Source organism: Niallia sp. Sow4_A1, assembly GCF_052116745.1.
In the GTDB taxonomy this organism is placed as follows: domain Bacteria; phylum Bacillota; class Bacilli; order Bacillales; family Cytobacillaceae; genus Niallia; species Niallia hominis.
On sequence record NZ_JBQKKM010000037.1, the window covers coordinates 1 to 19,939 of the forward strand.

Annotated in this window: 20 protein-coding genes, 1 pseudogene and 2 riboswitches; of the genes and pseudogenes, 3 read left to right on the top strand and 18 right to left on the bottom strand. The window is 34.7% G+C overall.

Features of this window, described 5'->3' with window-relative positions:
- Positions 1–189: 189 nt before the first annotated feature.
- Positions 190–627, bottom strand: coding sequence for an SMI1/KNR4 family protein (locus ACTQ5K_RS18045; RefSeq protein ID WP_031538011.1), 438 nt, complete (start codon positions 625–627; stop codon positions 190–192).
- Positions 628–779: 152 nt separating this feature from the next.
- Here ACTQ5K_RS18045 and ACTQ5K_RS18050 point away from each other — a divergent pair.
- A pseudogene (locus ACTQ5K_RS18050) lies at positions 780–1,914 on the top strand (IS3 family transposase).
- A gap of 751 nt (positions 1,915–2,665) precedes the next feature.
- Here ACTQ5K_RS18050 and ACTQ5K_RS18055 read toward each other — a convergent pair.
- From ACTQ5K_RS18055 to ACTQ5K_RS18085, 7 genes are all read right to left on the bottom strand, one after another.
- Entirely contained in the window at positions 2,666–3,601 is a 936-nt protein-coding gene (locus ACTQ5K_RS18055) for a DNA/RNA non-specific endonuclease (protein WP_251627977.1), read from the bottom strand.
- 483 nt (positions 3,602–4,084) lie between these two features.
- Positions 4,085–4,753, bottom strand: a complete 669-nt coding sequence (locus tag ACTQ5K_RS18060; protein ID WP_031538023.1) for a Type 1 glutamine amidotransferase-like domain-containing protein — start codon at positions 4,751–4,753, stop codon at positions 4,085–4,087.
- Between the two features lie 175 nt (positions 4,754–4,928).
- A complete protein-coding gene (locus ACTQ5K_RS18065) occupies positions 4,929–5,690 on the bottom strand; it encodes an AAA family ATPase (RefSeq protein WP_031538024.1) in 762 nt (253 codons plus the stop codon).
- 175 nt (positions 5,691–5,865) lie between these two features.
- Positions 5,866–6,240: a hypothetical protein gene (locus tag ACTQ5K_RS18070; RefSeq protein WP_031538025.1), complete on the bottom strand. Its 375-nt coding sequence runs from the start codon at positions 6,238–6,240 to the stop codon at positions 5,866–5,868.
- A 30-nt stretch (positions 6,241–6,270) separates the two neighbouring features.
- The gene (locus ACTQ5K_RS18075; protein ID WP_235252741.1) at positions 6,271–6,477 is read right to left on the bottom strand and encodes a helix-turn-helix transcriptional regulator; all 207 of its coding nucleotides are present in this window, start codon (positions 6,475–6,477) and stop codon (positions 6,271–6,273) included.
- A gap of 239 nt (positions 6,478–6,716) precedes the next feature.
- Positions 6,717–7,310, bottom strand: a complete 594-nt coding sequence (locus ACTQ5K_RS18080) for a kinase (protein ID WP_441994175.1) — start codon at positions 7,308–7,310, stop codon at positions 6,717–6,719.
- Between the two features lie 18 nt (positions 7,311–7,328).
- Positions 7,329–7,724, bottom strand: coding sequence for a VOC family protein (locus ACTQ5K_RS18085; protein WP_031538028.1), 396 nt, complete (start codon positions 7,722–7,724; stop codon positions 7,329–7,331).
- 373 nt (positions 7,725–8,097) lie between these two features.
- Here ACTQ5K_RS18085 and ACTQ5K_RS18090 point away from each other — a divergent pair, with 373 nt between their 5' ends.
- The gene (locus ACTQ5K_RS18090) at positions 8,098–9,429 is read left to right on the top strand and encodes a methyl-accepting chemotaxis protein (protein WP_441994177.1); all 1,332 of its coding nucleotides are present in this window, start codon (positions 8,098–8,100) and stop codon (positions 9,427–9,429) included.
- Positions 9,430–9,610: 181 nt separating this feature from the next.
- Here ACTQ5K_RS18090 and ACTQ5K_RS18095 read toward each other — a convergent pair whose 3' ends face one another.
- The 10 genes from ACTQ5K_RS18095 to metE form a co-directional block, all read right to left on the bottom strand.
- Positions 9,611–10,033 (bottom strand): VOC family protein, encoded by a 423-nt coding sequence (locus tag ACTQ5K_RS18095; RefSeq protein ID WP_031538030.1) that lies wholly within the window; start codon positions 10,031–10,033, stop codon positions 9,611–9,613.
- Positions 10,034–10,304: 271 nt separating this feature from the next.
- Positions 10,305–10,730, bottom strand: coding sequence for a hypothetical protein (locus tag ACTQ5K_RS18100; protein WP_031538031.1), 426 nt, complete (start codon positions 10,728–10,730; stop codon positions 10,305–10,307).
- A 203-nt stretch (positions 10,731–10,933) separates the two neighbouring features.
- Positions 10,934–11,422: a hypothetical protein gene (locus ACTQ5K_RS18105; protein WP_031538032.1), complete on the bottom strand. Its 489-nt coding sequence runs from the start codon at positions 11,420–11,422 to the stop codon at positions 10,934–10,936.
- A gap of 60 nt (positions 11,423–11,482) precedes the next feature.
- A complete protein-coding gene (locus ACTQ5K_RS18110; protein ID WP_235247643.1) occupies positions 11,483–11,947 on the bottom strand; it encodes an HIT family protein in 465 nt (154 codons plus the stop codon).
- 254 nt (positions 11,948–12,201) lie between these two features.
- Positions 12,202–12,648: a hypothetical protein gene (locus ACTQ5K_RS18115; RefSeq protein ID WP_441994179.1), complete on the bottom strand. Its 447-nt coding sequence runs from the start codon at positions 12,646–12,648 to the stop codon at positions 12,202–12,204.
- A gap of 120 nt (positions 12,649–12,768) precedes the next feature.
- Positions 12,769–12,927, bottom strand: coding sequence for a hypothetical protein (locus ACTQ5K_RS18120; RefSeq protein ID WP_441994180.1), 159 nt, complete (start codon positions 12,925–12,927; stop codon positions 12,769–12,771).
- A 174-nt stretch (positions 12,928–13,101) separates the two neighbouring features.
- Positions 13,102–13,548: a DinB family protein gene (locus ACTQ5K_RS18125; RefSeq protein ID WP_441994181.1), complete on the bottom strand. Its 447-nt coding sequence runs from the start codon at positions 13,546–13,548 to the stop codon at positions 13,102–13,104.
- Between the two features lie 565 nt (positions 13,549–14,113).
- Positions 14,114–15,151 carry a serine hydrolase domain-containing protein gene (locus ACTQ5K_RS18130; RefSeq protein ID WP_235247646.1) on the bottom strand — a complete coding sequence of 346 codons (1,038 nt, stop codon included), beginning with the start codon at positions 15,149–15,151 and terminating at the stop codon, positions 14,114–14,116.
- Between the two features lie 239 nt (positions 15,152–15,390).
- Positions 15,391–16,110, bottom strand: a complete 720-nt coding sequence (locus ACTQ5K_RS18135; protein ID WP_031538040.1) for a YebC/PmpR family DNA-binding transcriptional regulator — start codon at positions 16,108–16,110, stop codon at positions 15,391–15,393.
- A 369-nt stretch (positions 16,111–16,479) separates the two neighbouring features.
- Positions 16,480–18,765 carry a 5-methyltetrahydropteroyltriglutamate--homocysteine S-methyltransferase gene (gene metE, locus ACTQ5K_RS18140; protein ID WP_284561654.1) on the bottom strand — a complete coding sequence of 762 codons (2,286 nt, stop codon included), beginning with the start codon at positions 18,763–18,765 and terminating at the stop codon, positions 16,480–16,482.
- A 219-nt stretch (positions 18,766–18,984) separates the two neighbouring features.
- Positions 18,985–19,174: riboswitch (cobalamin riboswitch) on the bottom strand.
- Positions 19,175–19,251: 77 nt separating this feature from the next.
- Positions 19,252–19,360: riboswitch (SAM riboswitch) on the bottom strand.
- A 230-nt stretch (positions 19,361–19,590) separates the two neighbouring features.
- Between metE and ACTQ5K_RS18145 the strand changes: the two genes are divergently transcribed.
- The gene (locus ACTQ5K_RS18145; RefSeq protein WP_235247648.1) at positions 19,591–19,920 is read left to right on the top strand and encodes a YolD-like family protein; all 330 of its coding nucleotides are present in this window, start codon (positions 19,591–19,593) and stop codon (positions 19,918–19,920) included.
- The last annotated feature ends 19 nt before the right edge of the window (positions 19,921–19,939 follow it).

Below are 19,939 nucleotides of genomic sequence, written 5' to 3' on the forward strand. Positions count from 1 at the left end.
ATGAGGTGTTATTTCATTTTATTAAACACTGTCAAGCAACATATTTAATAGACCATAGACGCAATACAACTAACGATTTGCACTTATTTTTTTGGTGCGAAAGTTGAGTTAATATTTAATTTTTCTTCTTCAACTAAACTGCTCCGTTACTTTAAGTGTAATTCTTAACAAACTCTGTTTTCAAACCGACTAAACACCAATCTCACTAGTAATCCAGCCTTCAATAAAATGCTTTAATGACGCTGCAACCCAAGTACGACTATCATCCTCGTGATTCCAAACGTAAATATCGGTTTTTTCAATGGTTCCGTTTTTTAATATTGCATAACAAAATAAATCGCCATTGCCTGCGTCTGAAAAAAAGAGAAGATTATCAAATGGCATATAAATATCTCTATAATCTTCAAAATTTCTATAAAATAGATTGTCCTTCATAATTTGGGAAGCTGACCAAACCAAAGGACAATTCCTGTTGTCAAACACACCATTTGTTTCATTAAAAATGGCCGTTAATTCTTCTGGTAATTCAACATTTAATTCTTTTTGAATCTGAGCAAGCTCAATCTTTGTTACAGGGTCTTTAAAGTGATAGTCCTTAGAAATGGAGTTGACAAATTCTTTCCACATTTCATTTCCCCCTAATTTTGGATGAGTATGTTTTATATTCATTTTTTACTTTTAAAATCCTTCTTAACCTAAATTTGGATAGGTTACACTTAGTTGGACAGATTTATTAAGGTCAAATAAACTTAATTCATTAAAGTTAGGGAGAATGAAGTCTGACCAAAAGAGAAAGAAGAACATTCACGAAAGAATTTAAAGAACAAATTGTTCAGCTGCACCTTACAGGTAAATCTAGAAGTGAAGGATTATCAAAGAATATGAGCTGACGCTATCTGCCTTTGATAAGTGGGTTCGCCAGCATAATACAAGTGGATCGTTTGAGGAAAAAGACAATAGAACTCCGGAGCAAGAAGAATTAATTCGGCTTCGTAAAGAAAATCAACGGCTAATGATGGAGAATGATATTTTAAAGCAAGCCGCGCTGATAATGGGACGAAAGTAGATGTGATTCGGAATAACCTTCACAAATACTCGATATCAGCAATGTGCGCCGTCCTACAACTACCTAGAAGCACGTACTACTATGAGGCGGAAATCCGAGATAATCAGGATGATGAATTAACAGCTATAATTGTTAAAATTTTTAAAGATAGTCGGAATATTTATGGACAAAGAAAAATAAAAAAAGAACTTCAAAAGCAAGGATGGAAAGTGTCACGTCGTCGTATTGGGCGAATAATGAAAGAACAAGGACTTGTCTCCAAATATACAGTTGCCCAATACAAACCTAGAAAATCAATCGTAAATGAGTCCGAAATTGGAAATGTCTTGAATCGTGAATTTAAGCAAGACAAGGAATTGAAAGTGATTGTGAGTGATTTAACATATGTTCGAGTGAAGCAAAACTGGCATTATATTTGTGTTTTAGTAGATTTATATAATCGTGAAATTATTGGTTACAGTGCTGGCCCTAATAAGAGTGCTGGGCTAGTTCAACGTGCCTTTTCATCGGTAAAACATAACCTAAACCGCCTCGAATTATTTCACACGGATCGAGGAAGTGAGTTTAAAAATAAACTGATAGACGAGGCATTAGAGACGTTTGGTATTGCGAGATCTTTAAGTGAAAAAGGGACACCTTATGACAATGCAGTTGCCGAGGCAACCTTCAAAACTATTAAAACAGAGTTCGTTAATGGGAAGGTTTTCGATAGTCAACAAAAACTTGATCTAGAGCTATTTGATTACGTTAATTGGTTTAATAATATTCGAATTCATGGATCACTGGACTATTTAACCCCTAAAGAATATAAGCGCAAGCATCTAATAAAAACGAGTCATATTAAGTAAGAAGCACCCACTTTACTTGGAGAGGCGGGCGTGATAGCTTTGATGGCTGAGCCAGATTATTTGATAAATCTTGCTTCCTGGCTCATAATCTTGCCCGCAGAGGCTCCGAGTCAAGTGACAAACAGCACACACTGTTTTTCGTCTAAGTACCAATTATTTAGAAACTATAAAATGGTATGTGTTCCTTAATAATTTTGTTCAGTTTAGTGTTGACATACCAATTAAAATATAAATAAAAAGTGCCAAAAATCTATATAGAAGGATTTCAAACACTCTATACTCCCTGCTTATGCATATTTTAATAACTTAGGTTACAACCCTCCTCACTCTCTCTTACCCTCTAAAAATTTTAACCTTATCCTTTCTCCAAGAAGATGTGTGAAAACCATATCAGATTTTTGATTCACAATAGTAGCATTATAAGCATACATTGTGAAATCAACTGCAGCTAAGGTGACTCAAACACAGAACAAGTGAGCTAACTTAGTGCTTTTCAAAAATCAAATTAGGTGTCTATTAATATGTTTATAAGTATAAAAAAAAATGCAACTGATTGTATCAGCTGCATTTTTTCGTATAATTTGTTTCCTATTTTTCTAATGGAAACTGTTACTAATTTCTCTCCCTTTTATTACCCACAAAGTGCTAACAATCTTTTTCTTTGGACTTTTTATCTGTTGCTTCGATGAATGAATTCAAATCATTCCCCTAGTATGGGAGGAGTTTTCCAATCTTCTAAAGTTCTAGTCGCTTATTCTCCTACCATCCCGTCGTTATCATTATCGCGCATATATTTGTACAACCAATGATCACTTGTTATTGGCATACTGAAACCGGCTGCCTTTGCTTCTGCGATTGTCACCATACCATTTCCATTTGTATCAATGCTGGAAATATCCTCATTTGTGTTGGAACTACTTGAATCGGTAGGCTCACTATCTGTTAAACCAAGAGATTCGTTTACTTCATCAGGATTCACATTGTCAAATGAATCCGTAATGACATTTCCCTTTATTGTATAGGTATACTGATAACTGGAGGGAATTTGCGTTTCTGTATTCGGATAGGTGATAATTGCTTCAAAATTTGTCGCTCCGCCTGCCTTGCGGATCACTTCTTCCATATAAGCTTGATCACCATGTCGGTTTAGCGTACTATCTTGTGGGGTAATATTATAAGCATTTGAGACCCCTCCAAGTGAATCGGCAATGATATGTCCTTCATCTAAAACATCACTTTCCACACCAGGAACCTTCGCCTCGTCGGGATAGTATCTGCCAGAAGATAATACAGGTTCATTATCGTCATCTTGAAGAATGATTTCATCAGCTACAACACGTACTAATTGCCCGTATTCATTGGTAAATGCCCAATATTCACGGTCGCCATAACCAATGTCAACGACAACGTTTGATTCACGGTGTCCAGACAGATCTCCTCCATCAACTTCCATAAGTTTATACCCTGCGAACAGTTCATTATTTGGCTCGGTTTGTGTCTCTTCTACTACTGATTCATCGTCATCCTTCGTGCTCGTTTCTTCTTCACTATTTTCATTTGTATTAACAGTGGTTACTTCTTGTATTTCTGTTTCTCCATTTTTATTTGAAGTATCTTCTACATTGGCACAACCAACCATAACAATCGTCATTAAAATCATGATTAAATAGTTCATTTTTTTGTTCATTCTATGCTCTCCCATGGTAGTTTTATATTATTCCTGCTAAAAATCTTGGAATGTTAGGATTAATTAACAACATTAACCCAATGATAATAGTATATTCTAAGATTAGCATTATTTCAGCAGATATTTATTGGAAGTGTGAAAGATTATCTTTTCAAAAAAGGCTTGCTCAATTTAAATAGCAATTTGAATAATGAAGCATAATTTATGAAATCCCTATAAAAATAAAAGAGACCAAAAAAGGATAGTTACTTCCTTTTGGTCTCTTTTGTTTTTTGCCTCTAATCTTCCCTATTTTAAAGGATCTATTAATTCTGAATGAGCGTTAAAAAATCCAGCGCCATTTACTACTATTGAATTTAGACAGTAGTTGCTGAGTTATGATCATCCGCCCTTGCTAGGTAAGCTACACAGCAACGCCACCAAACATGTCGAACTATCCCACTATTCCATGAAATTATTTAAAGAAGCGGGCGTATATCATGCTCAAGGTGTAAATAGTTTCCATTGCCCTTCAGATAAAACTTCTACCGCTCCGTCAACTACTTTGATTGCAGTTTGATCATCAATTGCATATGCAGGTCCCTGTATCTCGACTGCCCATCTCTCTGCAGCAGCCATGGTATTTCCTGGCAGCATCTCGTGATCTAGATGCGGAAAAATGGAAAAATCAACTATTCTCAGTGTTCCATCACTTCCACTTGGTGGAGTCCAGCCAACAAAGTATTCTCCTATTCTAGGTGTCAAAACCATGCTCCCAGCACTCATTCCAACATAAACTGAGTTCAGTGATGTTAAAAGGTCTGCCAGTCCAGATTGACGCATCCAGTGGCACAGGTAAAGGGCGTCGCCGCCTGACACTAGCAGTACATCTGTTTCTTGAACAAGTGGTATCCATTGGTTTTCGTCGATACTTGGAAGTGCTGTAAGCTCCAACACGCCAACTGACTTCCAGCCAAGGTTGACCATGGGATTCTCTTCTTTTCCACTGATGAACTGCCATGCTTTGACTCCAGGGCCAACCCAAGGATGTCCATACATCGCTGTGGGAATGCACAGAGCGTTTGCCTCAGCAATCGGCTTTCCTAGCATATCAACCAGTGCGTCGTGTATGATTTTGTTATTGACGCCTCCAGATGTAAGCAGAAATTTCATAACCTCACTCCTGTCTTTGCTTCGTATTGTCAAGTTTGTTTAGATTGTTAGGATTGCATCCCTAGCTTAATGAACAATTCGAACATTTTAATTGAATCATTGCTATTCAGATGCCTAGTTAACTTATCTATCCAATACTAGATAAGTATAATCTGTCCTATGCTATAAATTCTTGTTAATTGAAAAGGTGGTGTAATATTCGGTTCTTATCTGCAAAAAACTGTTTCATAATAGAATAATGTTGAGTATCTTCCAATTTAGACTCACTTAATCCTTCTTCTGTAATTTGGATGATTTTAGCATTTGGATATGCCATAATTATCGGCGAATGGGTAGCGATGATAAATTGAGATCCTTTATTAACAAGTTCATTGATTCTAGCCAGCATCGTCATTTGTCTTAAGGGTGACAAGGCTGCTTCTGGTTCGTCTAAAATATATAAACCATTTCCTTGAAAACGCTCGTTAAATACGGCAAAGAATGATTCTCCATGGGATTGTTCATGAAGTGATTTACCTCCATAAGAATCTATAATTTTGGGATCCAAAAATGGTTCTTCTTTATCTAAATCTTCTATATTGGTTGCTACATTATAAAAAGTTTCAGCTCTAAAGAAAAAGTGTTCCTTTGGCCGGTTTACTCCTTTGATTAAACGTAAGTATTCGTCTAAATTTGAATGAGAGTCATAACTCGAAAAATGAAAATTCAATGTGCCGCCTTCTGGATTGAATCCTAATGCAATAGCAATCCCCTCTAGTAATGTTGATTTTCCCATTCCGTTTTCACCGATAATATAAGTAACATTAGGATGAAACTGTAATTCATTTAAGTTCTGAATAGTTGGCAGATTAAGCGGAAAGTTGTCATAAGATAAAATATGGTCTCTTTTAAGACTTACAGACCTAATGTACTGAGAATCTTGCTCTAACGTTTTCAATAAAAAAATCACCTCATTCTGTCTGAATAAAAACTAACTTCTTCAGTCAAATAACTTATATTCCCGTTAAAACATAACCTTATTTTACCATAAATCGTTAAATTTACATGAAATAGAATCCATATGAAACAACAAGGAAATTAGCAGCCACTTTCATTATTAGTTAATCCCCTCATCATAAAATCAAAGATAAAACAACCATCGAAAGGAAGACTGTCATAATAGTAAGTGCAGCAAGAATTAAAACAATTCCCATTGCACTTATACTAATAACTTGAAAGTGAATTAATATAATAAACAGAAAAAAATAAAACATTATAATAAAATAGGAGTAAAACATTCCTTTTTCTCGTATTACTTTCATTCTTTCATCTTTATTCTTAAATTGTGGATGCAAATAACCAAGAGAAAGAAACATAACAGATAACGCAAGAATTAGTGCATAAGTTGGAGATAATGGAAAATCACCTGTCATTCCACCATATAGGAAATAACCACTTTCTATCAATAAAAGAAAACCAATGACTATATAACCTAACCTTGATTTCATATATACTCCCTCCTAATTTGTAAGCAAAATTTATTTATAATCTCCTTCTTCTAAGATAAAAATATTTTCCACATTTGTTTGAAATATTTCGGCGATCATCATTGCTAAAGGGAGGGATGGATTGTATCTCCCCTTTTCAATTGAAATAATTGTTTGTCTGGAAACACCTAACTTTTCAGCTAATTTATCTTGAGACAAACCAAATTGCTTTCTATGTTCACTTAATTTATTTTTCAAATTCATCACCACCTATATTCCTTTACAGTATAAATGTAAAGGAAACTTAACGTCAAGTTACCTTTACATTCTAGTGATGACTATTTAATACAAAGTCTATCTCCTTTGCACTCTTCTATTCTTCTTTCCCAATAGAGGACACTCTTTACTCTTCTACAGCCAAAAAAGGGGCAACAATGAGGAGAATCCACCATCTTGCAAAAAAAAAATCACTTGCCCTATCTTGTCGCCCTTTTCCCTTAAACGTGAAATACGATATTTGCGCGTTTTTTCGGACATTCTTTCTCAATATAATAATCCTCTGCCTTCCAGTACCTATTTTTGAATTTATCTAGATTCAGCTGCGTTTCTTTCCTTTCTCGTGAAAACCTAATTTCTTTTGGGCAATCTAAATAAAGAATAAAGTCAAAAAAATCTCTCCATTCTATTCGTTGTAAAAAAACTCCCTCCATTATGATTAAGTCAGTATGTAACAATGAAATTATTTCTATTTGTTGGGTATCCGATTGGGAATTATATGTAGGCAACTGTATTTCTGTTGCATTTTTGAGCTTTTTAAAAAGTTTTTCCTGTAATGCTTGGACATCCCATTGTAAATGATAGTATTCATACCATTCCTCATAACCAGTATGATAACGCCGATTTCTTTCTACAATATAATCATCTATATGTAAAACTTTCACAGAAAGTCCTCTTTCAAGGAGACTTGCTTCTAGTTTTTTTACCATGGTTGTTTTTCCAGACCGGCTTAGCCCGTCTACACCTACGACTACTCTTTTCCCTTTTGCCGTTGGTAGCATGTTTTCTACTATAGCATTTATCTTATCTTGCAAATTAGTCCCTCTTTTCCTTTACAGCTGTTTGCTTAAAATAGCCATCATTCGTTCTCGTTCTTCCTCTTTATCGTTGTATTCAAACAAACCAATCTGATTTCCCCATGGATCCTGGAAAGTTCCCCATCTAACTGGCACCTCTGCCCTCCCTTCTATCTGTAAACCTTCTATTTCTAACTCGCTCCTTAACCGATCCTGCTCGAAGTTAATATCCTTTACGGCAAAGCGGAGCGGTCCGCTTCCTTCGGATGGAATACCTTCTGCCACTTGCAGCCAGCATCCCGGCAGTATTTCCCATTCTGCAAACCCTTCATGGGGAACAAAATCCGGTTCCCTTTGAAAAAAAGTACTGTACCACTTTATTCCGTTCACTATATCCGATACTCTTATTTGATAAGTCATTTCAAAAAACATTTACTCACCTCGTTGTATTAGTTGCCATATTTGCTTATTTTAAAATTATTTCTCCGCACTATTCTATCTTTTTCAACTAATTTCCTACTATCAGACTTCCGCCTATATTCTCTCTTAAGGATAAATTAAGGTTAAATAGTAATAATAAGAACCATAAACAGGACTTTATACTCAGATTTTCACATTAAGGAGGATCGCGGAAGACTTTTTAGCAAGTTTTAAAGAGAATTGGAAAAACAAGATAACTATTTTCCTAATGATTAGGCTAGAAATATATAATCTTTTTGAATATTATATATTTTACATCTAAGAAATTCCAATATAATTATATTGGTCATTCAAAAATTAAATTGTAAACGGCGGTCATAACTATATGAAAAAAATATCAACAAAGATTATCCTTTTATCTTTATTAAACTCAGTGTTAGTAGCTATTATTAATGTAAGTGCCTCTTTATTTATGAATGGGAGTGGCAGCGATACAGCTACTGCTGATCCAAGTATTGGCGCGGCACAGCCAATGCAAACTGGCTTTATGATTCCTACACCCATATTATGGGGATTAATTATTTCATTAATTATTGGTATTATCTTATCTTATATTTTAGGCAAAGCAATCGAAAAACCGATTGTGAAGGTGACGGAATTTGCAAAGAAAACAGCCGATTTAGATTTGGCTGATACAGATGATGACTTAGAAAAATTAGTAGAAATAAAAGACCAAACAGGGAATATGGCAAGAGCACTATATGAAACTAGAAAAGCACTTAAGAATATTACTTCCGAACTGCAAATAGTGTCTTCCACGGTCACTAATCAATCCAATCACCTTACTAAAAACACAGATGAAAATGTGAGCTCCATTACACAAATCGTTAATACAATAGATCAGCTAGCACTCGGAAATTCCGAACAAGCAGACACCATGAGTGGAATTAGCGGGACTTTAGCAGATGTCGTTTCTTTAATTGATGGAATAGCTGCGAAAACATCTGAAAACGCAGAACAAGCTACTCATTCATTGGATTCTATTAAGGAAGGTCAATTAAGTGTCGATATACAGACGAGGAAAATGGAGGCAACACTTCTTGTATCAAATGAAGTCAATCATTCCATTAATGAACTAAAAGAAATGATTCATCAAGTTACAGGATTTGTTGGAATTATTACCTCTATTGCAGAACAAACGAATTTATTGGCACTAAATGCTTCTATAGAGGCTGCCAGAGCTGGTGATGCTGGAAAAGGATTTTCCGTAGTAGCAGATGAAATAAGGAAATTAGCAGAACAGTCTTCCCATTCAGCAAGAGAGATAACATCGATTATCGAAAAGACTTCTGAGAAAACCGATTTAGCTGTTGCAAATATTGAACAATCCAATAAATTAATCGATGAACAAAGAGATGCATTAAATATTACGGAAAAAGCTTTTGATAAAATTAGAACAATGTATGAAGGAATTGTAGACGGCTTTAAACAAACTGCAACTGCTATGAAGACGGTTAATGGAAGTTCGCAAACGGTGTCGAATCAAATTCAAGATTTAACATCCCGTGTGGAGGAATTTGCAGCAAGTACAGAAGAAATATCCGCAACAGGAAAAGAACAGTTACTATCAACTGAAACCATTGCTAGTGCTGCCAAAGAATTAGACATTTTAGCTAGTAGATTAAATAAGCAGATTAATAAGTTTAAGATTTCCTAATAATGATTCAAAATCATTCAAAACACTGAAACAAAAGAGACCAGGTTGGTGGGGACCCTGGTCTCTTTTTCTGTGTTATACAAGGTGCAATTAAACCTTTTTAGTTAAAGGAAACAAAACGCAATCTTTAATCGTCTCCTTTCTTTAATATCTAAAAGACAGCTTCAATTGGAATTTTTCATTAATCCTGACTAATCAAGTATTTCTCTTTAAAACTTGGACTTAACTCACTCCATACATCAAATTTATTTCCATCCATATCGAAAAAGACAAAATTATTACCTGGATGTCCTCTATCCTCTATATCCCCTACCGTTACACCTTTTTCCATTAACACGTAATGAAGTTTCTTTAAATCTTCTATACCGTCTACTTCAAATGTCAGAAAGAAATGCTCCTTATCTTTGCCATCTTGAAAGGCTGCTTTTTCTCCTTTCTGCGATTTAACAAGAAAGAAGCTTTGATTCGCAAAATCCAGAATGGCTTTCTCTTCATTTCTGAAATTTTCAATTGCACCTAATTTTTCTTGATACCAGTTTGAAGCTAACTCTGGATTCTCAACTGGTAGATAGATTGTTCCAACTCTGTGAATGATTGTATTCATCTTGATCCTCCTTTTGGGATAATATAAGATTCATACTTTCATTCGACAAAAGGAAAAGATATCCTTTTTCTTTTAGCAATTTACACTATATCAATTTGGCTAACATTCTTGCTTGGTTAGGTGATTAATTGTGAGTTTGGATCATATATTATAATTTGGCCTGATATCATTCCTACGTTTTATATTTTCGCTAAGGAGATTCATGAACACTTGTAAAACTGCTCTTTTTTATAACGAGAATCTTTAAATAGTTTTAATCTAACACCTTTTTTTAAGCTAATTTAATGATGGTTGGTTCTACTTCACTCAAAATTTCAAAGGTTTCATCCGAGGTAACAATAATATAATGGTCTATATGATAATGCTCACTTCCTGGACCAGGTAGTTGATCATACCAATCTACAAAATCTGAATTTATAGCCTTATATAAGGACCATGATTTTCTGACTGTATCCACTTCGTTTTTACGAGCCTGAAAAGCTGGTTCTGCTAAATCACTCCGCTTCATTTCATCTGCAAATCTACAGGCTAAAATATAATTTCCATTCTTTTCTTTATTAAATTGTATTTGATAAGTATTATTCTGAATATCTTCTAACGTTATTTGTAAGCCCTTTGAGTATTTGAACTCAACTAATTCTAGTGCTCCTTCTATAGCAATGCTAGGAATCCATACTTTTAAGTTAAGCTTTTTCATACTTTTCCTCCTTTTTGAAAAACTCCTTCAGTTAATATTTCCCATCCATTATAACTCTTTTTTTATACAAAAAACCCACCTTTCGTATGACCTTTTCATACAAAAAGTGAGTTTTCTTTTATCATTATCTTTTTAACCATGTTCCCTCAGCTAACCTTTCATCGCTAAATTCCCTAAAAAGATTACATCCTACTGAAATTGTATTACTGTTTATTATACTTATAACTTTCCAATAGTATCACTTCTAACTTTCCAATCCATTTATAATAAACTAATAAGATAAGTAGAAGGATAGGTACAACAATTAATTCATACCATAAATGCCACCAACCCAAATGGAAATATCCCCAAGGTTCTGGAAGTAAAACAAGTGCTTCATAAATGATAACTCCCACTGTCCAACTAGCAATATAAATTACCTTTCTTTTCAAATCGGATACAAAAGGAAACCAACTTAAAAATAGGATGTTTACTGGAGGAATCAGTAATGTATGTGCAAGGACACCAAGCCAATCAATACCTTTATCAAAATACCAATATCCATGGTACTTGAATTCGACCATCACATCAAAAACGTTCTGAAATGCAATGGTAAATATCCAAATACTAAACATTGCATTCATGCTAGCTATTTTATTTTTTTGAAAGGCAATTAAATTAAATAAAATAATGGAAATAAATAGAAAAATCATCGTTTGTATTATTTTCCTTTTTAATAATATGTTATCCTGAATAAATCTAATAATACATCGCTAAGCTTGTTTATTATATGAATTATTTTCTATATGTAATTTTATTCGATTGCATAGTTTCACAACTTGATCATTGTCTCCCATTGGAGCATCTTGCCAATCATAAACTTCCATTGGTCCCCAATGTTCTTTTGGTGTATTTGGATAACGAGCCACAATGTGCATATGGAGATGCGGAACAGAGTTACCAGAAACAAGTGAATAGATATGTTCTGCGTTTTCTGATTCCTTAAGAGCCTTACTAACTCTTGTCATTATTACTCCAAATGCCTTTGCTTCTTCTACTGTCATATCTGCAAGTGAGGGAGTATGTCTTTTTAAATCAATCATAATATGACCTAAATAGTTTAGCTTTCCCTTTCTATCGATATGACCAACATATACATAATCATCTTCATAAATCATTACTCCCGAAGTTTTGATATTGCCAACATGCTTATTACAGATAAAACAACTTTTATTCATTCTAATTCCCCTTTTAAGAAAATTAATAGTAAAAATAAAAAGGAGACCTTTTCTCCCAGGCTCATATTCCCTCTAGTTGTAATAATTTACCTTTTATTTAAATAACGCACCTTATGCTTTATTCACAAACTTTTTTTCTTACTTCTACTGTGGCTATTCATACATCCTAGATCTTTCCATCCATTTCAATCTCATAATGCTTTTAATTCGACATATAAGGGACTAATCCTCTTTAATGTACCCCCTTATAAATGCTAAATAAGCAATAACAAGACAGAATAACTCACCAAACCAAGAAAAAAAGCAACGAAACTGCTCTCTCTTTCTTCTGGCAACTCTTCCTTTAGTACATTTAATATTATCCCACCTGCCAAGAATGCTGTGAGCAATGAGATATAAACTTCTTTTAATTCTGTAAATACTCCAACCACCCATCCTAATAATATTGCCAATGTCAGTAACCATCTTCCAAAATGGTCATATATTTCTTTGTGATCTTTCCTTAGACTGTGATCATTGGTAACAAAATGAACCGCCATTGCTAAGAAGTAGAAAAACATCCCCCAATGACTTTTATATGTTTCTCTAATCAAAAGGTAGCCTATTAGCGCATTATATACAAAAAAAGATGTTATATGAATCCAGAATACACCGGGTTTCGTTTTTTTCATACCACTTTCTTTTTTTGAATTCTTCACCATTCTTTCTAGTCCATAGAAAATAGTCAATCCCAGTAGAGCTATCAGATAGGCGTGATTCTCAAATAGGTGAAAGACTCCTTTAGCTCCTGCTTGCTCCAATACTCTTTGATGTTTACTTAATTAGGGCAATAGATGGATAAATACATAAGAAACAGCAATCCCTCCCGCAATGGAGAGAAACCTACTTCTAGGTGAATCTTTGATAAACTTCATTGCTTTAGAAAAGAAATGAATAAAAATAAAGCCAATTGCAAAAACAAAACTTAGACTAATCGTCATTTAAATCCCATCCAATTTTTAGTTATGTACATTAAATAACCTAAATCTACATAACAAAACCATACTCGGAAGATTACAACCTATCTACTCTGCTCATTTTAAGAATATCCTTCTTTAACTTTCCAATTCTATTCCAGTAAAACCTTGAAGATTCCTATGCTAAAAGAGCATTAATTATCTAAGTTTTTCTTTCACTTGGTTTAAGTGGTGGATATCGTGTTCCAAAAATATTTCAACGAATTTTTCTGGTGAAAATGAGTTTGGCTCATTTTCGATATGAAATTCGATATCCCTATCAAGCTCTTTTAACTCTTTCACTAATTGTTTCCGTGTTTTTGCGAAATCGTCGATTATCTCCCTAACATTTTTATATTTCTTTAAATGGGCGACAGCTTCCTTGTTATGTAAATCGTGATTGGGAAAAGGCGGTAAAACCATCTCGTTAGCCATCAAAGGTACCATCTTTTCTAATATAAATTTATCCCAATAAAACAAATGTCCCACTATCTCTCTAATGGACCACTTTCCTTCTGAAATAGGTTCATTAAGGATTTTTTCAGGATAGTCCTTTAATTCAAATAATTTTTCAATTATGTCTTCATATTGATTGATTTTATTCATTTTCTAAGCCCCCCCAAAAGTTAGGAAAAAACCAAACGAACGTATGTTCACTTTTATAATAACAAGAAAATTCAGCTTATTCAACCATGCTACCCTGTTAGTCCAAAGAGAAATGAATTCCTAGATAAAGATGGAGTAGCAAAACTTGTGTTTGCTACTCCCATTCATACTATATTTTCAGATACAATCATCTACAAATAAATTCTTCTAACTTTTTTAGGAATATTAGGAACTATCAATATATTAAATATACTTTCTTTTTAAAGAAAGGCCTCCGTTACTCTAAGTACATCATTTCACAAAATCTTATACTACTGAAAGAACCTGATTATCGTTTATCTTCCCCTTTTATATTTCTATTATTTCAACTAACCCCTTTAGTTACTGAAATAATCAAAAAAAAGAATAACAACTTATGTCAATTTCCTTTAATCAAATATCTATCACATGGAATTATTTGTATCTGATTTCTTAAATATTCCTACTAAAAGCAAACTTAATCCTATGATAAAACCTATTGGGAATAATAAAGAAAGTGCTAGTTCAATAAGACATTTAACGCTTATTACAATAAAAGAGATTTATAAATTTCTCCAATAATCCCTTTCAATTGATGCACACCTAATTCTGCATTCGTCATAATAACGGCACCTTTCTCTATGTGTGGGTACGCCACCATCATACATTGAAAACCTACTCCCCATCCCATAGATGTAATTTCTAATTCTTTTTCGGAACCATCTAAAAATACACCTAATCCAGTCCAGCTTTTTCCTATTTGAGAAGTTATCATTTCTTTAGCTAATCTTTTTGAAATTCCAATTTTACTTTCTCCTTTTAATGCATTCATTAACTCAAGGACTAGTGTAGCTAAATCTAATGCAGTCGTCCATAATCCTGCAGCTGCAGGATAAGGGTAGATAGGATATTTTTCTTCTACCAACTTACCGTTTTTATTATGACCACAAGAAAACTCCTTTTTACCTATCTCGAACATCGTTGTATTTAAATAGCTATTTTCCATTTTCAATGGCTTAAATATTAGCTCATTTACCACATGATTAAACTGCTTTTTCGTTACATCTTCTATTAGTTGCTGAATAATACAATAGCCCGCGTCAGAATAATGAAATTCACTTTCTGGCTCGAATTGCACCTCAATAGGAACTTTACAATAATGGGATTTTCCCTCTAACAATTCAACCATCGAGGGAAACCCTATATCTAAATTCTGTTCAAAAAAACTACCTTCAGGGTCCTTGATTCCCGATTGATGACTAAGTAAGTTTCTTAAAGTAACTTTTTTATTTTTTGTATATTTATTTTCAGGCACTTTCCACGTTACAAGTCTTTCATTTACACTTTCATCTAAATCAAGAAGCCCTTCATCCAGTAACTTTATTGCTATTATTCCAGTCAGGAACTTACTAATGGAACATGCACTGAAAATAGAATCATCACTTACCTTTCTATCGCTTTTCACTTCAAGTAACCCATAGTTTTTTGTTCCACTGATTTGACCTTCTTCGAATAATGCAATACTTAAACCGTTTACATTATAATATTCCATTCGTTCTTCCATATGGATGTTTCGTAAGTTCATCATTCTCACCCCAGATAACTTTATAATGAAACTATAACACGAATATACGTTCTTATACATATATTTGGAAAAATAATTTTGCTCTGTTTATTGAACAAGAATCGTACACATTTATGTGTAGTTTGGAAATTAATAATTTAAATATGCTTAAATATTCTTCTTCAAACAACAAAAAACCCACTTTCTGTATGGTTCCATTTCCATACCAAAAAGTGAGTTTTCCCTTATCCTTATCTAGCTTACTCGCCTAAATCGACGTTATGATATACTTGCTGCACATCATCTAAATCTTCAATCGCATCAATCATTTTCTCGAATTGTGCTTGTGCGTCTGGATCTAATGTTACATCGTTTTGTGCAAGCATTGTTAGCTCGGCTACGGTGAATTCTGTTACACCAGCTTGTTTAAATGCTTCTTGTACAGCGTGGAATTGATCTGGCTCTGCGTATACAATAACAGAATCTTCTTCTTCCATAATATCGCGTACATCTACATCTGCTTCCATTAGAAGCTCTAATGCTTCTTCTTCTGTTTTTCCTTCTACCCCAATAACGGCTGTTGCATCAAACATATAAGAAACGGAACCACTTACTCCCATGTTTCCACCATTTTTACCAAATGCGGCACGAACATCTGAAGCTGTTCTGTTTACGTTATTTGTTAAAGCATCAACGATTACCATCGAACCGTTAGGACCAAAGCCTTCATAGCGAAGCTCATCATATGTTTCTTCGGAACCGCCTTTTGCTTTTTCAATTGCACGGTCAATAATATGTTTTGGTACACTATATGTTTTTGCGCGCTCTAGGACAACTTTTAGCGCTTGATTAGATTCTGGATCTGGTTCCCCTTGTTTTGCCGCTACAAAAATTTCACGGCCGAATTTTGCATAAATACGACTAGTATTTGCATCTTTTGAAGCTTTTTTGTCTTTAATATTGTTCCATTTACGACCCATTATGAACACTCTCTTTCTGCTTATACATTCAACTTATTTATTATAGATAAAAACACAGCATTTCTTCAACTTTTATTGATTGTATTTCGCGTTTATCTACCTGCCATTTCTTAAAGCCACTAACATTATACATGAAATGGCCATTTTATTCAGCTTTTTGTTAAAAACTTTGTGGCAAAGCTTAGACAAATTTGTCCAGAGAAAATTCTAACATTACTTTTATATCCGCTATTTAGGCTCCTTCTCTATACATTAGTCGGAAATTCTCCGCTTATTCGTTCTCCTGCTACTAAAAAATCACAATGAATAATAACAGCGCCTAATACAAAAAACTTGCAACAAATAAAAAGTTACAAGTTTTTATATCTATCACTGGTTTTGCACTAATAGCTTTTCTCTCATTCCCTTTGCTGCCTCTACCATTACTTCTAGTGCACCGATTGTTTCCTCTTCATTCCTTGTCTTCAAGCCACAATCCGGATTAATCCAGAATAAGCGTGGATCAAGAACAGCTAGAGCGTTTTCGATGTTTTCGGTAATTTCTTCTTTTGTTGGCACTCTTGGACTATGTATATCATATACGCCAAGTCCAATTCCTTTTTCGTATGTTTTCTTTGCAAATGTTTGAATAAATTCCCCGTGACTTCTGGATGTTTCGATAGAAATCACATCGACATCGAGTGCATCAATGGCATCAATAATGTCCTCAAAATTCGAGTAGCACATATGTGTATGAATTTGCGTTTCTCTTTCCACAGACGTTGTTGCAAGTTTAAAAGAGTAGACAGCTGCATCTAAATATTTCTTCCATTTTTCTTTTTTTAGTGGCAGTCCTTCCCGAAGAGCTGGTTCATCTACTTGAATCATACGAATATTGTTTCTCTCAAGCTCCTCCACTTCTTTCTTGAGACTGAAAGCGATTTGCTTCGCTACTTCTGCTCTTGAAATATCATCTCTTACAAATGACCAGTTCAAAATGGTGATTGGCCCTGTCAGCATTCCTTTTACAGGTTTAGTCGTCAGACTTTGCGCATAGACCGTTTCTTTCACGGTCATTGGATTCTCATATGCGACATCACCATAAATAATGGGTGGCTTCACACAACGAGAACCATAGGATTGAACCCAAGCAAACCTAGTAAACTGAAAGCCGGCTAGCTTCTCACCAAAATACTCCACCATATCTGTCCGTTCAAATTCTCCATGAACAAATACTTCTAACTCTAAATCCTCTTGTATCTCTATCCATTTTTTAATTTCTGCTTGAATAAAAGTCTCATACTCTTCATTGGTTATTTCTCCTTTTCGCCATTTTAACCGCTCCTTCCGCACTTCCTTCGTCTGTGGAAAACTTCCGATTGTCGTTGTCGGAAGAATTGGAAGTTTGAAAGCTTCTTGTTGTGCTTGCTGTCTTATTTTTGCATTATCGCTTCTTTCTGGTTTGCCAGCAGCCCTTTTTAATTCTTCTTGAAGAACTTGATTATTTCTTGCACTGGACGAGTTCAATCTAATAATCGCTTCTTTACTTTTATCGATTTGAGCTCGAATGACTGCTTTTCCTTTTCTGGCTCCCTCTGTTAACGTATTTATTTCTTGTAATTTTTCATCTGCAAAGGAAAGTGCCTCTTTTAAAATCAAATCTATTTGCTCTTCCTTCACCGTTACTGGTACATGAAGCAAGCTTGATGACGGCTGGATGATTATCTTGTCACTTCCGATAGCCTTCTGTATTTCTGCAAGCAGCTCTCCCTTTTCTTCCAAATTAGCTCTCCACACATTTCTGCCATCAATAATACCTGCAGCAAGGACTTTCTCTTTTGGAAATCCATATTGCTGAATAGATGCTAAATTCTCTCCGTCATCGTGAACAAAATCTAAACCAATTCCTGCGACAGGTAACGAAATAATCGTTTTATAATCTGTCACAGCGTCAAAATAGGTTTGAAGAATCACTTTTAATTTTGGGGCCGCCTTTTGCAATGTTTGATAGATTTGCTGTGTAATGTTCCATTCTCTTGGTGTGACATCTGTAACTAAATATGGTTCATCTATTTGAAGCCATTCCACTCCCTCTCTTTCTAGCTCTGTTAAAATTTGTGCATATAAAGGGAGATAAGATTCCACTGTTTCTTCTAGCTTATCTTCTTCATAGCCTTTTGCTAATTTTATAAAGGTCAGTGGTCCTAACAATACCGGTTTTCCCTCGATTCCTAATGCTTCCTTTGCTTCCCGGAAAAATGCCAGTGGGCGATTCTCTGTTAATAGTGGCTTTCTTTCTCCCAGCTCTGGCACCATATAGTGATAGTTTGTATTGAACCATTTTTTCATGGCTGATGCTACTGCAAACTTATTTCCTCTAGCAATCTGAAAATAAGTTTGCAAGGGAACCTTCCCCCCATTATAAGCAAATCTAGCTGGCACTTGCCCAAACATCGCAGCCGTATCTAATACATGATCGTAGAGACTAAAATCACCGACAGGAATTAAATCAATTCCTTGAAGCTTTTGCTTTTGTATGTTTTTTAATCGAAGCTTTTTCGTTTCTTCCAGCAGCTCTTCTTCCGAACTCTCCCCCTTCCAATAACGCTCCAATGCTCTTTTCCATTCTCGTTTCTCTCCAATTCTTGGATAGCCTAAATTAGAACTTTTATACATGCTGTTTCCCCATTTCCGATTTTTTTATCTCTAGCAAAAGTTAGTCAAAAAAAGAGCCGGACGTCCACATATCTATATAGAAGCTCTCTACTTTCTTGCTTCCTAGATAAACAGTGGAGTCAGACTCTTATGAGATTTCTCATTTAAGTTCAGCACTAACTAGAGTTGAGACAATTCTTCTCCCAACACATATTCTCCCTCCTCTATATCCACGTAGAGTAGCTTACTTACAAATAGGCAGGTCTCCTGACTTAGGATCATCACTCCTTCTCTCCTTCCCATCTAGTTAAGACAGTGGATATGAGAATTTGTTCCTCCTTACAGTGGCGGGACCGCGCCGGATTCTAACCGGTCTTCCCTTTTAAGCCATGAATGGGAATTCATAAGCACCTATTTGCGCTATTTAATTTTCAGTTCATTTCTATAATAAAAAATAAAAACCTCCCTTTATAAAAAAGAGAGGTTTCGTCGTGTATCTTTATCCCCCTCTTATCTTTCAAAGCATCATCGCTTTGCTGGAATTAGCACCTTTTCTTAAAAAAGAATGGTTGCTGAGGTATCAACGGGCCAGTCCCTCCACCTCTCTACATAAGAGTTTTTTATGTACTTTTTCGAATTAACAAAATATTAGCACGGTAATTTCTCATTGTCAATTCTTGTTTTACATACTGTATATAATTTTTTATTTCTTTTGGATACGTAAAATTTTCAAGATTATTCCCTTTTACATGCCTTTTCCTATTTTTACATAATAGATTTCTTTCCAGCCCTTCTTGATTACGAACACTTGTTCTGTTATGATAAAAAAGTAAGGAGATGATTTAGATGCTGCGCGATCGAGGCACAATTAAATGGTCAGCGATGATGATGCCTGAACATGTTCAAAGTATAAAAGAGATTTTAGTGGAATCACAAAAAATAAAAATGCCTATTTTAGAAGAAGATAAAATACGCGAAATGGAGTTACTGTTACTTGAAGGAATCGAATATAATCTTTTGCTTCACTTTGAGATTTTTCATGATGGAGCTATCAGATGTTTATCTGGAAAAACAACTTCTATAGACCATCTAAACCGAGAGCTTCGTATTCTCGATACGAATAATCATACGCACTCCATTCCTTTTCCCAGCTTGGTAAACATACAAAACGATTAATAAAAGGAGCATTACCGTG